Annotated in this window: 16 protein-coding genes and 1 pseudogene; 1 reads left to right on the top strand and 16 read right to left on the bottom strand. The window is 44.9% G+C overall.

Annotated features, from left to right (window positions below):
- Positions 1–20 precede the first annotated feature (20 nt).
- The 7 genes and pseudogenes from MHH52_RS10595 to MHH52_RS10565 all read right to left on the bottom strand — a co-directional run bounded on the left by MHH52_RS10595 (position 21) and on the right by MHH52_RS10565 (position 3815).
- Positions 21–392, bottom strand: a pseudogene (locus MHH52_RS10595) (DUF523 domain-containing protein).
- Positions 393–396: 4 nt separating this feature from the next.
- Positions 397–963 (bottom strand): putative ABC transporter permease, encoded by a 567-nt coding sequence (locus tag MHH52_RS10590; protein WP_340008463.1) that lies wholly within the window; start codon positions 961–963, stop codon positions 397–399.
- A gap of 183 nt (positions 964–1146) precedes the next feature.
- Positions 1147–1335 carry a hypothetical protein gene (locus MHH52_RS10585; protein WP_313638641.1) on the bottom strand — a complete coding sequence of 63 codons (189 nt, stop codon included), beginning with the start codon at positions 1333–1335 and terminating at the stop codon, positions 1147–1149.
- Positions 1336–1564: 229 nt separating this feature from the next.
- The gene (locus MHH52_RS10580) at positions 1565–1744 is read right to left on the bottom strand and encodes a hypothetical protein (RefSeq protein WP_340008462.1); all 180 of its coding nucleotides are present in this window, start codon (positions 1742–1744) and stop codon (positions 1565–1567) included.
- A 91-nt stretch (positions 1745–1835) separates the two neighbouring features.
- Positions 1836–2522, bottom strand: a complete 687-nt coding sequence (locus MHH52_RS10575) for an LrgB family protein (RefSeq protein ID WP_340009591.1) — start codon at positions 2520–2522, stop codon at positions 1836–1838.
- Positions 2522–2932 (bottom strand): CidA/LrgA family holin-like protein, encoded by a 411-nt coding sequence (locus tag MHH52_RS10570; protein WP_340008461.1) that lies wholly within the window; start codon positions 2930–2932, stop codon positions 2522–2524. Before MHH52_RS10570 ends, MHH52_RS10575 begins: the two co-directional genes overlap by 1 nt.
- A 208-nt stretch (positions 2933–3140) precedes the next feature.
- On the bottom strand, positions 3141–3815 hold the full coding sequence (locus MHH52_RS10565) for an NAD(P)H-dependent oxidoreductase (RefSeq protein ID WP_340008460.1): 675 nt from the start codon (positions 3813–3815) through the stop codon (positions 3141–3143).
- Positions 3816–3966: 151 nt separating this feature from the next.
- Between MHH52_RS10565 and MHH52_RS10560 the strand changes: the two genes are divergently transcribed.
- A complete protein-coding gene (locus MHH52_RS10560) occupies positions 3967–4359 on the top strand; it encodes a winged helix-turn-helix transcriptional regulator (RefSeq protein ID WP_340008459.1) in 393 nt (130 codons plus the stop codon).
- 16 nt (positions 4360–4375) lie between these two features.
- On the opposite strand, the gene MHH52_RS10555 is transcribed toward MHH52_RS10560, so the two are convergent.
- The 9 genes from MHH52_RS10555 to MHH52_RS10515 all read right to left on the bottom strand — a co-directional run bounded on the left by MHH52_RS10555 (position 4376) and on the right by MHH52_RS10515 (position 14431).
- Entirely contained in the window at positions 4376–4753 is a 378-nt protein-coding gene (locus MHH52_RS10555) for a YkvA family protein (RefSeq protein ID WP_313638635.1), read from the bottom strand.
- 105 nt (positions 4754–4858) lie between these two features.
- Entirely contained in the window at positions 4859–5497 is a 639-nt protein-coding gene (locus MHH52_RS10550) for a Vat family streptogramin A O-acetyltransferase (RefSeq protein ID WP_340008457.1), read from the bottom strand.
- 142 nt (positions 5498–5639) lie between these two features.
- Positions 5640–6914: an L-rhamnose isomerase gene (gene rhaA, locus MHH52_RS10545; protein WP_340008455.1), complete on the bottom strand. Its 1275-nt coding sequence runs from the start codon at positions 6912–6914 to the stop codon at positions 5640–5642.
- 109 nt (positions 6915–7023) lie between these two features.
- Positions 7024–8511, bottom strand: coding sequence for a rhamnulokinase (gene rhaB / locus MHH52_RS10540; protein ID WP_340008454.1), 1488 nt, complete (start codon positions 8509–8511; stop codon positions 7024–7026).
- A gap of 25 nt (positions 8512–8536) precedes the next feature.
- Positions 8537–9265 carry an LUD domain-containing protein gene (locus tag MHH52_RS10535; protein ID WP_340008452.1) on the bottom strand — a complete coding sequence of 243 codons (729 nt, stop codon included), beginning with the start codon at positions 9263–9265 and terminating at the stop codon, positions 8537–8539.
- Positions 9258–10811 carry a LutB/LldF family L-lactate oxidation iron-sulfur protein gene (locus MHH52_RS10530; RefSeq protein WP_340008450.1) on the bottom strand — a complete coding sequence of 518 codons (1554 nt, stop codon included), beginning with the start codon at positions 10809–10811 and terminating at the stop codon, positions 9258–9260. The genes MHH52_RS10535 and MHH52_RS10530 overlap by 8 nt, the downstream gene beginning before the upstream one ends.
- On the bottom strand, positions 10808–11536 hold the full coding sequence (locus tag MHH52_RS10525) for a (Fe-S)-binding protein (RefSeq protein ID WP_340008448.1): 729 nt from the start codon (positions 11534–11536) through the stop codon (positions 10808–10810). Before MHH52_RS10525 ends, MHH52_RS10530 begins: the two co-directional genes overlap by 4 nt.
- Before the next feature lie 26 nt (positions 11537–11562).
- Entirely contained in the window at positions 11563–12321 is a 759-nt protein-coding gene (locus MHH52_RS10520; protein WP_313638627.1) for a DeoR/GlpR family DNA-binding transcription regulator, read from the bottom strand.
- Between the two features lie 40 nt (positions 12322–12361).
- Positions 12362–14431, bottom strand: coding sequence for a bifunctional aldolase/short-chain dehydrogenase (locus tag MHH52_RS10515; RefSeq protein WP_340008446.1), 2070 nt, complete (start codon positions 14429–14431; stop codon positions 12362–12364).
- Positions 14432–14980 lie beyond the last annotated feature (549 nt).

Genomic DNA, 14980 nt, shown 5'->3' with positions numbered 1-14980 from the left:
ATTATTACTTTAAGAATGTCTTACCCCTCTATACGAGCAAGTTCTTTCTCCACTTCATCTAGTTGATCTTCGCTGAACACCTTAAACCCATTCTGCCGCAATAACTCCGTAGTTGTACCTTCTCCTGGCATCTTCGTATCCATAAAAGTACCATCATAATAAAGACTACCACAAGAAGGACTATCCTGTTTTAAAATCGCTAACGTAACTTGATGTTCTGTAGCCAGCTACAGCGTTGCTTGAGCACCTTTCATAAAGGGTTCCGTAACATCCGCGCCTGCACCTGTGACTACCCGCTCACCTTGCCGCTGGGCATCTGGACGAGGCGTTGATAACCCTCCGACTACCTCAGGACAAATATGGACAAAACGCCCTTCCTCATACCACTTCAACCCATTAATCTTGATATTGAGGGGTCTTCTCACTTCGATACCGACTCCAGCAAGTCCATAATAAATCAGCCATAAGATAAAGTCCCACCAAAGGAAATATTATTCCCCAAACGTTTTGGACTTGTGAATATAAACGCTCCATAAACGGCTGAATCCCATATACACAAGCTACCGATAGCGCCCACCAATATAGGGAGAAACGAAGGCAAATATGCCCTTGCAGTTGATAAGACATCCCTGAGTAATCCCACCATTGCTTTTGAAATACAGTCTTTAGCAGCCAACCACTTACATATTCAACAGCTGAAGGAACAACTAACGCAAGAAGGAGGAATAGCGGGAAAGGCAGGGTTAAGTCTCTTGCAATCAGTAGAAGCAGTGGTGCGAATCCATACATTGGTTTAAAGGGGCCTTTTAGAAACCCCTCTTTGCGAAAGCTTCCATTACTATATAAGTTATATGTACCTTCCAATACCCAACCTAAAAAGGAATAAATCATAAAATAAAAGAAATATTGACCCGCCACCACCATCGCAGTATCTCCGCTTGAAGAAAAAATAGAAGTCATCATGTTTATACTCCACTCCTAGTTGTCATTATTTTCTTAAATATCCATCCGGCCCTATTATGCCTTAATCCTTCAGGAGATATGCGCACCAAGTATAAAGCGAGAAATTAAAAAAAGACATAACCCAAAGGTTATGCCTTCATTACAAAATATAAGGAGTGATGCGGATTTTCTATCCTTCCACGCTTATGGTTTAAGCTGTTCTTCATGATTCTGCGTCGGTATCAGCGACTGATCGTCGTATTGTTTCTTTAGTGTATCCACTGTAAGCTCGCTTCGTACGCCAAAGTTTGAACCATATTTTTTCTCAAAGTTACCTGCAAGAGCCTCACCACGTTTTTGCCGATATCGGCTGTTCTCATTCCGACTACGCATTTCATTTCCTCCCTGCAACAAGAATGGCTGAGATCTGTGAAATTTGCGAAAAGCTACGAGGAACTTGGAGAAAACACTCTGATGAGGTTGTACCTGCTTCCATTATACAATAATTGTTAAAATCATCTCAAGCATAAACGCCTTCGGCGTCCTTATAAGGACGGTAAGCGTTTAAGCGAAAAATATAAAACAGACTGCCCAATGAAGGACAGCCTGTCTTCCGAATCATTTAGTCCAAATCGCCCGGAAGCGGGTCAGGATGCGAGGACTCTGCGGGCTTGGCTACCCATTCATCTGCTTCTGGCTCGATGTCCACACCATTCTCCATCTTCTTAATTTCAGCTAATGAATCGCCGTCTTTATTTTCCTTGTTGCGGATTTCCGCTTCATCTTGAGAATAATCTGACATGTGAAATCCTCCTCAGGTGGTTTGCTTTTCTGGTTCCTTAGTTATAGTTACCCGATGGAGTGTTTTGCAAACATGGTTACGATGAATGAATTTATGGGTACATGATCCAAGCCACTACCGGACCGATACAAGAACCGACAATAGCACAAACGGTCATCGCTACCGAGCTCATTGAAACTGACTGTTCACCATATTCCAGCGCCTTTGCAGTTCCAAGTGCATGAGAACCAGTTCCTAAACCGATCCCAATCCCAACCTCACTTCGTATCCTAAACAGCTTAATGATAAAAGGACCACCAATCGCGCCCGTAAATCCGGCAATCATTACAAATACGGAGGTTAGCGAGAAGTCCCCACCTAAACCATTTGAGATCTGTATCGCTACAGGCGTTGTGATCGATTTTGGCAATATGGACAGAACATACAATTTAGAGAATCCTAGACCTGCCGCCAAAAGCAAACCACTAAACATTCCTATTAACAGACCTACAATCGCTCCCCCTAGGATCGCCGGAAGATTCTCAACTAACACATTACGTTGTTTATACAATGGGTAGGCTAGCGCCACTACAGCAGGACCGAGCAGCTGATTAATCCACTGACCGCCTATCATATAAGTATCATACGGAATATGAAAATATAGAAGTATTGCTACAACAAGGACTGTTGCTGTTAGCGCTGGAATAAGTACAGGAAACCGAAAACGTCTATATATTACGGACATCATCAAATAAATAGCAACATTAAGCAGGACAATTCCTGTCGCGATAAAAAACATTAAATTCTCTTCCCCTTTTCGCTTAAGCTCTTGCTGCTCCAACCCGCCTTGGTCTTGCCTTTCAAGGTTGAAAGCCATTGACTGGTATGTGCTGCTGCTGCAATTGTGAGGACGCTGCTAACGATAAGAATCAAGATTAATAGCAAACCTCTTCCACTAAAAATATCCATATGCTTCACGATCCCAGCCGTCGCTGGAATAAAAAATAATGGAAGGTAAGCTAACATTGTTGTTGCACCATCTTCAATCCACTTCACTGGTACGACCTTGAATAATAATAAAACAAAGAGCAGCAGTAATCCGACGATACTCCCAGAAACGGGAAGATGCAGCTGCTTTTGCAGGAAGTCTCCAGCCAAGTAGAACAAATAAAGCAGGAACACTTGAATAATAATGCGAATGATTTTCATGATGCAGGATCCCTTCATTATTAAATTAACTCGATAAAGCTTAAAATAGGTCACCTCAATAAGAGTATCAGAGTTTTCATGAAAATTTCAATTACTTTTCGAATCTTGTAAGAATTAAACAAAAAAAACTGCATTATCTCCAGAACACCGGAGACTTTGCAGATTAGTTATTTTCGTTATGCGGCTCAAGAATGAAGTTCCAGCTTAGTTAAACCCACTGAACGACTTGCTCTGCGCTTTGTCTTGTTTTGCCACGTGGTTCATTCAAACGATATCCAAAGGCTACCATACAGGAGATTCCAAAATGCTCGGCATCCATAATCCCCTCTTCGGTAAGAATCTGCTCAATCTTTGCCTTATTGAAACCTTCCATTGGGCAAGAATCGATTCCGATTAAAGCGGCTGCTGTCATCATATTACCAAGGGCTATATAAGTCTGCCGGCAGCTCCATTCGAACATAGCACGCTCATTTTCCATCAATCCGAAATCATCCTTCAAGAACTTATCGTACATTTTACCTTTCCCTTCCATCACTTCCGGAGGTAGCTCCTGCACTTGTTCCATGATCTCTCTAATATAATCTGAGTCAGCAGCCATATCTTTAGGAAGACGTGAGAGAATCAATACAAAATGACTTGCGGTTGGCAATTGCTTTTGTGCCCCCCAAGCATGAGCTCGTAATTTCTCACGTATTTCCTGATTTTGCACTACAACAAAACGCCAAGGTTCAAATCCGAATGAACTTGGTGACAGACGTCCAGTTTCCAGAATAAACTGAAAGTCTGACTCACTAATTTTTTTATGACTATCAAATTCTTTAGTTGCATGTCTGAACTGGTAGGCAGACAGGATTTCATTCTTGTTTAAAGACAAAGTATCCATATTTAACACTCCTTTTGTTTGCATAGAATCAACGACCCATTTGACTGTTTGCCGTTCTCACGCTTAATATTAGAATATATATCACTTCTTTAAAAGTACGCACATTAATGTTATGTAGTATACAAAATGATACTATAGGAGTTGAACGGCTATGCGTGATCGAAAAGGTGGATTCGGAGATTGCCCAGGAGGCAATAAAGAAGCTTGCCCTGTGGAATTTACGCTCGATGTTATAGGAGGGAAATGGAAGGGAATTCTCATCTATCACTTGATGGATGGAACGAAACGCTTTAACGAATTCCGCCGGATATGCCCAGGAATCACTCAACGAATGTTAACCCTGCAGCTTAGAGAGCTGGAAGAAGATGGGGTTGTTCACCGTGAGGTCTACCATCAGGTTCCCCCGAAAGTCGAATACTCGTTAACTGAATTTGGCAAGACACTGACCCCTATTATTAAACTCATGAAAGACTGGGGCGAGGTTTACAAATTAAAACAGCTTTCCGCAGAAAGCTGTCCAGAAGGTATGGATATAACGGTGTAGCTCAAAGCTGCACCTTTTATTTTTCCCCATTAAAGAATGCCTCGGCCTTTTCCTTATGTTCATCCGTAACCTGACCTGAAATAGCTTTAATGCCTGCTGCAATAATTGCCGCATCATCCGTAAATCCAAGTCCGAGAAGCGCATCTGGTATCGCATCAATAGGTGAGATGAAATAAGCCAACGCTCCGAAGGCGATTCCTTTTGCCCATAAAGGGGTCTTAGCGTCGATTGCGCAATAATACATGGCAATAACATCTTTTGTAAATGGGATCTTGCCTGCGAACTTTTTAGTTTTTGTCCAAAAATTCCGAGTCACCATATCCTCATTCTCTTTGCTGTATGGAAACTTCTCTGCTGTGAGTTCCGCAGTGTTCTTGTCATCATCTTTCTTCATTAGATTGTCCCTCCGCAAGGTTCATATGAAGTTCATACTGTCAGTATACCCTCAGCTATTATCTTTAAGATAAACTATAGCTCGTTCTATGAAACTTACACAATATCATTTAATTTCTTTAATTCTTTTCAAATCACTGCTGCATAACGCTTCAAGATTATTAAAGATTCGCTCGGCATCCCAATCCCACCACTTAAGCGCTTCAAGATATTCGATCAATTCATCATCAAAACGTTGTCTAATCACTTTACATGGATTTCCTCCAGCTACACTATAAGCCGGGATATCTTTCACAACTGTTGAATTAGCTGCGATGACGGCCCCATTTCCAATATGTACACCAGGCATAACCGTAACATTCTGACCAATCCACACATCGTTACCGATTACTGTATCTCCTTTTAAGGGTAGATCTGATAATTCTGGAACCGCATGCTCCCAGCCATTAGCCATGATATTGAAAGGATAAGTCGTAACAGAATTCATTCGATGGTTGGCACCATTCATGACAAATTCAATGCCGTTGGCAATCGCACAGAACTTCCCTATAATGAGCTTGTCACCAATAAAATCATAATGATGAGTCACATGCTCCTCAAACTTTTCCGCACCGTTTATATCATCATAGTACGTATAATCGCCAACCATAATATTTTTTCTTGTAATCACATTTTTGATATAACAGATACTTTTGATTTGTTCATTAGGATAGAGCGTATTCGGATTCGGTCCATATTTCTCCATAAATAACGCCTCCCTCTCTTTTTGATAAAACATAGCAGAGATCACACTCTTTTTCAAATATGTACGATTCATGAACATAAAAAAACGGCTACCCTTTGGTAACCGGAATTCTTTGTATTCACGCTTAAGCTAAAGGCTAAGCCTACCTCTTCGATAAAACATCTACTTCATATTGCTTCACATCGCTCAACCAGCTTTCACGGACCGGCACACCATTCATCGCACAATAATAATCCCAAACAGCTCCGAACGGATAAGATTTCAATTCCTCCACAAGTGCAAGTCTTGTAGTATAATCCCCATCCAGTTCAATTTGCTTCAATAGCTCTATCGGTTCCAGCATCGCACGTAACAAGGCTTTGATTGTGTTCCGTGTTCCGATCACCCAAGCGGCAATATGATTAATACTTCCGTCAAAGAAATCAAGTCCGATATGAGTTCTGTCTAGGAATTGACCTCTTACTAGTTCACGAGCAATTTCCAGCAGTTCATCATCCATAGTCACCACATGATCACTGTCCCAGCGTACTGGACGGCTAACATGCAGCAGCAATTGATCACCAAACAGCAGCCAAGACGATAGTTTATTCGAAATGGTTTCGGTCGGATGGAAATGTCCAGCATCGAAGCAAACCGCTTTACCACGGCTTAGCGCATAACCCATATAAAATTCATGCGAGCCCACCACATAACTTTCCGAGCCAATTCCGAACAGCTTGCTTTCTACAGCGTCAATGTTATATTGCTGATCGATCTCCTCGCTGAAAATCTCATCCAGTGATTGCTGAAGTCGTACCCTCGGCGATAGACGGTCGATCGGTGTATCTTTATATCCATCTGGAACCCAGAAATTAGTCACACAAGGCTGTCCTAGTTCCTGACCAAAGGATTCGGCGATCCGGCGTGAGGCCTTGCAATGATCAATCCAGAAGTTTCGGATTTCAGGATCAGGGTGGCTTAGTGTGAAGCCATCGCTTGCTTTTTCATGGGAAAAACAGGTCGGATTGAAATCCAATCCAAGTCCCTGCTCTTTAGCCCAGTTCACCCACCGTTCGAAATGCTTAGGCTCTAACGCATCAAGATCTACTGTCTCTTCCGTATCAGCATAAATAGCATGTAGATTAACTTTATGACGGCCAGGGATAAGCGCTAGTGCTTGCTCCAAATCACGGCGTAGCTCCTCTGGATTCCTAGCTCGCCCCGGGTAGCTCCCCGTGACCGCGATCCCGCCGCTTAGTTCCTTTTCCTTATTCATGAAGCCCTTTACATCGTCTCCCTGCCAGCAGTGCAAAGAAATCTTAATTGCTGCAAGCTGCTCTAATACCTTATCTACGTCGATGCCATGCTGTGCGTAGAGCTTTTTCGCTTCATGATAGCTCGTCTGTATGCTCTTTAAGCTTTCTGTATTCCGCTCCATGTTTGAGCCTCCTGATATTGGCTTAGTGTTTTCTTTTAGGGGCGTTTTTACCTCTCTTTGGCTCATTCATAGCTGTTTCACATATTCTTGCTTACTTTATTCGTTACGCTTATACGACCTGTAGCCGAGCAAACTCAGCTAATGCCGTGGCTTTGATGGTGGAGTCCATCACTTGAGGAATATAGGTTGTTACTTCAAATGAACGATATATAATTTCTCTTGCTGCTTTAATATCTGCAACCGTGCCCACACTGATCATTTGCATAACCACATTACCTAACGCGGTGGATTCCGTTGGCCCAGCGTGAATCTTCATCTCTAGCAGATCCGCCGCGATCTGACATAGCAGTCCGTTGTTCGCGCCTCCCCCTACGATATGCAGCCGCTCCCACTTCTCGCCAGTCAATAGCTGAAGATCCTGAACGTAGAAATAATAAGAAAGGGAAAGACTGTCAAACACACATCTAGCAACCTCCCCTGGTGTCTGAGGTACCAACTGTCCTGCTTCCACGCAATAGTTGCGTATTTCGCTGATCATGTTCGACGGATTCATGAATCGTTCATCATTGCAGTATATGATGGATCTAAAAGGGATTTCTTGAGCTGCCAACTCCACCAGTTCGCCGAAGCTGTATTGCCCGCCATATTCCTCACGAACCTTTTGGATCAGCCACATCCCCATAATGTTCTTAAGAAAACGGAACGAGCTGAAGGCTCCCCATTCGTTCGTATAGTTGCGCTCCATCGCCTCTGGACTTGTGATTGCTGAGCTTCGTTCCACCCCGATGAGTGACCAAGTACCACTACTGAGAAATCCCCAGTTCTCGCTGCTTGCAGGAACCCCTAATACAGCTGAAGCTGTGTCATGAGTAGCTACTGCTATGAACTCACAATCTGGAAGATCACCGCGTGCCGTCAAGGATTCCGTCAACTTGCCAATTCGTTCCCCAGGTTCCGTTAAGGGTGGAAATTGCTCTTTTGAAAGACCAAGCAGTGTCAGAAGATCAGTATCATAATCCCGAGTATGAAGATTCAGCAGACCCGTGGTTGAAGCATTCGTGACTTCGCTAATTCTACGACCCGTAAGTCGATAATAGAGATAATCTGGAACCAACAGGATGGAATGTGCTGCTTCCAGTTCTGCCTGATCATGCACAAACAGCTGGTACAACGTATTAATAGGGAGATTTTGTATGCCTGTCTTTTCGTAAACGCTTTCAGTTGATATATTGCAATGCATGCTTTGTACCGCTCCATCCGTCCGGGAGTCACGATAAGAAAAAACTTCATGAATCCGTGTACCCTCCTGATCTAAAAGTACGTAATCCACGCCCCAAGTATCAATACCGACAGTACAATGCTCGATCCCTTTAGACTTCACCTTCTGCAAGCCTTTTACGATTTCAGTAAATAAATAATCCACGTCCCAATAAAGATTACCATTCTTCTCAGAGAATCCATTACTGAAGCGGTGGATTTCTTCTATAGATAAGATTCCTCCCGGCTCTTGCAAGGTTCCGCAGACTACTCTCCCACTAGAGGCTCCGATATCGATAGCGATATGATTCTGATGTTGTTTATGTGCCCCAGAATTCATCCTTAAACAACTCCTTATCTCCACATCAGCCTACCAGCAAGGCGAATACGATTCCTGGGCCATGAACGCCTATCGTCAGATCATTCTCAATATCCGCTGACCGACTAGGTCCAGAGATAAAGTGAATACCTGCTGGTAGACCCGATTGCCCCGCTTCATCAAAATCAATAAGCACCTCACCCAGACGAGTCTTCAGCCGCTCAAGCGGAATGATGGCAATTAATGCAATAGGTAACAAGCTGACAGAGCGGCCTTTATCTTCAGAAGATAACACAGTAATAGAGCCAGTATAAGCAACTGCATAATCTGCGATCACAATTCCAATATCGGCCTCCGCCGCTCTAGCTTTCCATGCTTCCTGCAGATCTGTATTCCAGACAGATACCCGTGTATCTGCAAGTTCTTCTTCTAGCCTAAGTGCCGCAAGCTCTGCTACATTTTGCCGGAGAATATAATGTGCGAGCATCTCATTCGCTTTATTGACGATGAAAGCTTTAGCTTCATCCATATCTGTCATGCGAAACACATGTCCGCCTGCGCTTTGAAAATTCGAAGTAAATTGATCGACCCGTTCCTCCAGACTCCACTGGAATTCTTGCCAATATTGAGGCGCGCCGCGAAAAGGATGTACAGGAGCCACTGTCGTTCTCGGTCGCTTTAAGCGACGGGCAATATCGTTCATGAATGCCTGCTGCTTCTCACGAGAGTCATGCTCCGTACGCTCCAGCCATTTACTGTGCGTTTCCTCAGCCATGTCCGGGGCCTCCTTTCAGTTCTTCCATCTTCCGCTTTTGCAGTAAATCTTCCATTCGCTTACGAATGGCTGGGTCCATCTTGTGACTGTTACGGTCTAGCTCCTTCTGAAGCCCTTTCCAGCTCTCACGGAAGGATTCATCCGCTAGCTTAGGAGCAATCCGGTAGTTATTCCAGCCCTTAAGCGGCCCAAGCTTCGACGGAATTCCTCCGTCTCGAACAAGTAACTTTTGTCCGATTCTACCTATCTTCATCACACTATTGAATCGCTGTGACTTCGACATAATCGCACCAAAGCCCTTCATGCCGAGACCTTCCGCCTTATCACCATAGCCACGTTCTACCTTACGCCGCCGTAAATAAATGAGCATATCATGCAGAGGGATTTTGACTGGACAAGCTTCATAACATGCTCCGCACAGACTAGAGGCTGAGGCGATGTCATCCCATTGATCTACGTTTTTGTTCAGCGCCGGGGTAAGTACCGCTCCGATAGGTCCGCTATAAGTTCCACCATATGCATGACCGCCAATATGACGGTATACAGGGCAAGCATTCAGACAAGCTCCACAGCGGATGCAGTTCAGCAGTTCCTGAAATTCTGGATCGCCTAGCTGCTCAGATCGCCCATTATCAAGAATTATAATATGTTGCTCTTCCGGCCCGTCACCATCATCTTTCCTACGGGGTCCTGAAATACCCGACATATATACTGTTAACTTCTGACCTGTTGCGGAACGGGGCAATAACGTAGCCATCACCTCAAGATCGCTCCAAGAGGGAATTATCCGCTCCATCCCCATCAGGGTGATTTGCGTTTTTGGCAGGGTGGTGACCATGCGGGCATTGCCCTCATTCTCAAATAACACCATTGAACCCGTCTCCGCAATTGCAAAATTACAGCCCGTCATCCCAATATCCGCTTCTAGAAATTTCTCCCGTAGCTTGCGCCGCACAAATCCTGCAAGGATCGTAGTTTCAGGCAAAAGTTCCTCCCCTGCCTCCTTGGACAACAGCTCTGCAATCTGATAGCGGTTCTTATGAATAGCAGGAATAATGATATGTGATGGAGTTTCTCCGGCAAGCTGGATAATATATTCCCCTAGATCAGTCTCAATCGTCTCCACGCCAATGGATTCCAGCGCCGTATTCAAATGCAGCTCCTCTGTAACCATCGATTTGGATTTGACCACGGAAGCCGCTTGTTTCCGCTGTGCAATCTCTAAGGCAATCTTTACTGCCTCTTCACCCGTTGCCGCAAAATGAATATGAGTGCCGTTCGCTCTTGCATTGTCTGCAAATAGATTCAAATAATAGTCGAGATGAGCGATAGTATGCAGGCGGATTTGCCGCCCCTGCTCACGCCATTCTTCCCAGCGTCCATGATCGTTAGCCGCTTTCTGTTTCCCGTCACGCAGTCTTTCCGTGGTGAAGCGAACCGCCTTGCGCAAAAAGTCATTATTCAGCGCCAAGTCTGCACGCTGTTTTACCGTTGCTGGCTTCACACTAGCCGATTCTGATTTAGTATGGGCGGCATTATGACTCATTTTCCACTCACCCCTTCATACAGTAGCTCTGCCAGATGCATGACTCGGACCGGCTTGTGGCGATAACGTAAATTCCCAGCAATATTCATGAGACAGCCCATATCCAGACCCGTTAAGACCTCTGCTTCCGTCTCCAGCACATGATCTGACTTCTCAGACACCATTGCCCCGGAGATGTCAGACATCTTCACGGCAAAGGTTCCACCAAATCCGCAGCAGTCCTCGGCAAAAGGTAGTGGCACCAGCTTCATCTCCTTCACATGCTGCATAAGCTGCATTGGTTCATCGCGAATCCCCAGAATCCGGGTGCCATGACAGGAAGGATGATAGGTAACTTTATGCGGAAACACGGCCCCTAGATCAGTTATGCCAAGCACTTGTACCATAAACTGGCTGAATTCATAGGATTTGCGTTGCAAATTCTGCGCCTTGGCCAAATTAATCGGATCATCCTGAAACAGTTTCGGGTAATGATGAAGCATCCCGGTGCAAGACCCGGAAGGAGCAATGACGAAATCACTGTCTTCGAAAGCCTGCAAAATCGTAAGCGCAGCTTGACGCGCCTCATTCCAATATCCACTGTTGTACGCAGGTTGCCCGCAGCAAGTCTGCACCTCCGGGAACTCTAGCTGTACGCCATATCTGGCCAGCAGACGAGCCATAGCTTCCCCAACTTTCGGGTACACAGCATCGCTGACGCAAGTAATAAACATTGATACCTTCATGTCTTCACCTCCTGCACAACTATTATCTACACCGTAGTTATTGCGATATTCAGCTCCTGTAGCTGCTTCAGTTGTTCTTCAGCAGGACTATAATCCGTAATTAAGACATCTATTTCACTAGGTGACGCAACATGTGTGAACGCTTGAATTCCGAACTTACTGGAGTCACACAGCAGGATCGTCTGCTCGGCTATAGAGAGCATCTTTCGCTTCACCATCGCCTGCAACTCATTGGATTCACTGGCACCGCGTTCGAAGTGAAATCCTTTACAGGAAAAAAACATCTTATCCACGTGGTACAACTCAAGCGAACGCTCCGCTAAATGGCCAACAAAGGACATCGATCTGCGGCTCAGTTGACCGCCGGTTGAGATCACATCAATTCGTTCCTTCCCGCTTAACTCCGCAGCCACCCTAGTAGAATTTGTCAGCACAGTAAGTGGCATATCAGGCAAATGAGAAGCCATATACCAAGCCGTCGTACTAGCATCCAGCAAAATTCGATCTCCAGGTTGAATCATCATTACAGCCTCACGAGCAATCCGCTGCTTCTCCGCAGCATTCATAATTTCACGTTCAGCATATGGCGTCTCCGGCTGACGGTCACGCAAGCTAACTGCTCCACCGTGAGAGCGTATCAGTCTCCCAGCCTTTTCCAATCGATCAAGATCCCGGCGGATAGTCTCCTCCGTCACTTGGCATAATGTGCTCAGTTCCGAGACACGGATGCTGCCGCGTTCATTCACTAGCTCTACGATTTTTTCATATCTATCTGCAATCAGCATGGCTTCCCTCCGTTATGTCTATCTATATTCCATCTACCTCTTATCTAGTAAAAGCCGCTGGCACTCCACCGTCAATCGTCAACATACAGCCCGTAGTCTTCTCTGACTTAGATGAAGCAAAGAAAGCAACGCCTTCAGCAATATCACGTGGATAAATATTTACAAGCAGTGTTGTGCGTTTACGGTAATGCTCCTCAAGTTGATCTGGCTCAATTCCGTAAGCAGCCGCCCGCTCATTCCGCCAGTTCGAATTCCAAATGGCAGAACCTTGTAGAATGGCATCCGGCAAAATCGTATTCGCACGAATGCCGAATTCTCCACCTTCAGCTGCAATACAGCGAGCTAAATGTGCTTCGAGTGCTTTAGCAGAGCTGTAAGCCGAGACGCTTTTCCCAGCAAATATGGAGTTCTTGGAACCAATGAAAACCATGCTACCGCCGATTTTTTGCTCCTTCATCACCTTAAAAGCTTCGCGAGCGACGAGAAAATATCCTGTGCCTAGCACGGAAATATTCAAGTTCCACTCTTTTAATGAAGTCTCGTCAAAAGGACTGGAGGTCGCAAGCCCTGCATTGTTCACGATAATATCTACTCCACCGTAGAAAAGCGCTGTATCCGCATAAGCTGCGGTAACTTGCTCTTCCTGTGTTACATCCATCCTAACAGCAAACGCACGATTCTCACCGTATTTTCCGTTAATCTCCTCGGCAATTTTCTGTGCTCCCTCCAGATTGAGGTCTGCTAGCACAACATGCGCCCCTTCGGACACTAGGCGACGAGCGGTTTCACTACCAATTCCTCCTGCGCCACCAGTAATGAATGCAACCTTACGCGAGAATTCTGCTTCTGCCGGTGCCAGCGATAGTTTATATAATTCCAATGGCCAGTATTCCACATTGTACGATTCGTTCTCACTAAGGGAGACGAAATCACCCAGTGCCGTAGCTCCCCGCATAACGGCGATAGCCCGGTGATACAAAGCTCCGCTGATCTTGGAGTTACTCCAGCTTTTGCCTGTGTTTATCATTCCCACTCCGGGAATCAGGATCACGCGCGGCGCGGCTTCAAACATTACGTCGCCCTCATGCTTATTACGATCGAAGTAAGCTTTGTACTGCTCTTTATAAGCAGTTATCTCTTCGTTCAGCTTCGCCTTCAAGCCATCAATATCACTGGCATTTGGCTCCCAAGCCACAAAAAGTGGTAGCATTTTGGTATGTACCAAATGATCCGGACAAGCTGCACCTACACCGGATAATTCCTGCGAGTTAACCCCACCTACAAAACGCAGCACATCCTCTGCATCATCGAAGGTCAGAATCATTTTACGTTCATCGCTAACTGCGCCTCTGATCAAAGGCATCACTGCCGCGGCTACAGCCCGCCGCTCTCCTTCCGAAAGTGCTTCCGATTTGCGCCCTCCGAATAGGTTCTCATCTTCAATTCTATCTTCAATGTAACGCTCCGCCTCGTTAATAATAGAGATCGTCTTATCATAACAAGCTTCCGGAGTATCTCCCCAAGTCACAAGACCATGTTTCTCCATCAGCACTAATTCAGCTTGCGGGTTGGCAAGCACGCCTTCGGCAATCATTTTGGATAAAGTGAAGCCTGGACGGATGTAAGGCACCCATACGAACCGATCCCCATAAATTTCCCGCGCAATATCTTTACCGTTATGAGCACAGCATAAGCTGATAATCGCATCCGGATGCGTATGATCCACATGTTTGAATGGTAAAAAAGCATGCAGCAACGTCTCAATGGAAGCACGCGGATGCTTAGGATCAATCATACAGTTCGCAAGGTAAGCCACCATTTCTTCATCGGGCATTTCCTCCCGATCAAATAAAGGGGCAATATCCTGAAGCCGCAATCCGGTAAAATTTCCTGCTTTCATCGTAGCGAGGTCAGAGCCGCTGCCCTTCACCCACATTACTTCTACCTCACGACCACGGAAATCCAATTCTATCGTCTTGCTGGAGGTATTCCCTCCACCAAAGTTGCATACTCTACGATCTTCACCCAGCAGATTGGAGCGATATACCAGTGCATCCAGACCTCCGTTGATGTCTTTTTCCCGTGACGAATTCCATAAACTTTGTACCATTTGTGAATACCTCCGTTTTTGAATGTTTATTTTTTTGTTTATTTTTCTTTGTTTTGATTTTAATCTATTTGTTTGTGTTTGAATAGAGCGTTTTCAACAAAATTTTAAATTCATTTCACATTTTAGACGAATCTCCCTTGGATGAACTGGAATAACATCGCGAATAACAAAAAAAGAGTTGCCTTAGCAACTCCCTCACTTCCACTGTTCAGCACACCGACTCATAGACTAATCCAGTAGTTACCTTTTCCTTCCTCAATGCCACTAAGTTTTCCTTTGTTTGCTTCAATGACCTTTCTTGAAGCCGTCCGCATTATTTAATTGCACAATCTACAACTAAATTTAACTTCATCACTCCTGTCTCGTGTTAAGTGCACTTTGTGCAATTAAATTTCCCCAATCTAGCTGTATCAGCTGATTTCCAGAGATATAGTTGTATAAAGTACTTCTATATCACATTAGTGGGAGTAAAGTAGTTGTTTAGTTGTACGAAATACACTTATCTGCCGTCACCCTCTTTTTCACAGTAATGTTCCTTCTTCTCTCTCC

The organism is Paenibacillus sp. FSL K6-0276 (assembly GCF_037977235.1).
GTDB lineage: Bacteria > Bacillota > Bacilli > Paenibacillales > Paenibacillaceae > Paenibacillus_AQ.
The sequence above is the reverse complement of the archived record's forward strand: the minus strand, read 5'-3'. Positions and strand labels throughout refer to the sequence as shown.

Coding starts and splice junctions, on each gene's coding strand:
- MHH52_RS10590 (WP_340008463.1), bottom strand. CDS start 963: ATGATGACTTCTATTTTTTCTTCAAGCGGAGATACTGCGATGGTGGTG.
- MHH52_RS10585 (WP_313638641.1), bottom strand. CDS start 1,335: ATGCGTAGTCGGAATGAGAACAGCCGATATCGGCAAAAACGTGGTGAG.
- MHH52_RS10580 (WP_340008462.1), bottom strand. CDS start 1,744: ATGTCAGATTATTCTCAAGATGAAGCGGAAATCCGCAACAAGGAAAAT.
- MHH52_RS10575 (WP_340009591.1), bottom strand. CDS start 2,522: ATGTTTTTTATCGCGACAGGAATTGTCCTGCTTAATGTTGCTATTTAT.
- MHH52_RS10570 (WP_340008461.1), bottom strand. CDS start 2,932: ATGAAAATCATTCGCATTATTATTCAAGTGTTCCTGCTTTATTTGTTC.
- MHH52_RS10565 (WP_340008460.1), bottom strand. CDS start 3,815: ATGGATACTTTGTCTTTAAACAAGAATGAAATCCTGTCTGCCTACCAG.
- MHH52_RS10560 (WP_340008459.1), top strand. CDS start 3,967: ATGCGTGATCGAAAAGGTGGATTCGGAGATTGCCCAGGAGGCAATAAA.
- MHH52_RS10555 (WP_313638635.1), bottom strand. CDS start 4,753: ATGAAGAAAGATGATGACAAGAACACTGCGGAACTCACAGCAGAGAAG.
- MHH52_RS10550 (WP_340008457.1), bottom strand. CDS start 5,497: ATGGAGAAATATGGACCGAATCCGAATACGCTCTATCCTAATGAACAA.
- rhaA (WP_340008455.1), bottom strand. CDS start 6,914: ATGGAGCGGAATACAGAAAGCTTAAAGAGCATACAGACGAGCTATCAT.
- rhaB (WP_340008454.1), bottom strand. CDS start 8,511: ATGAATTCTGGGGCACATAAACAACATCAGAATCATATCGCTATCGAT.
- MHH52_RS10535 (WP_340008452.1), bottom strand. CDS start 9,265: ATGGCTGAGGAAACGCACAGTAAATGGCTGGAGCGTACGGAGCATGAC.
- MHH52_RS10530 (WP_340008450.1), bottom strand. CDS start 10,811: ATGAGTCATAATGCCGCCCATACTAAATCAGAATCGGCTAGTGTGAAG.
- MHH52_RS10525 (WP_340008448.1), bottom strand. CDS start 11,536: ATGAAGGTATCAATGTTTATTACTTGCGTCAGCGATGCTGTGTACCCG.
- MHH52_RS10520 (WP_313638627.1), bottom strand. CDS start 12,321: ATGCTGATTGCAGATAGATATGAAAAAATCGTAGAGCTAGTGAATGAA.
- MHH52_RS10515 (WP_340008446.1), bottom strand. CDS start 14,431: ATGGTACAAAGTTTATGGAATTCGTCACGGGAAAAAGACATCAACGGA.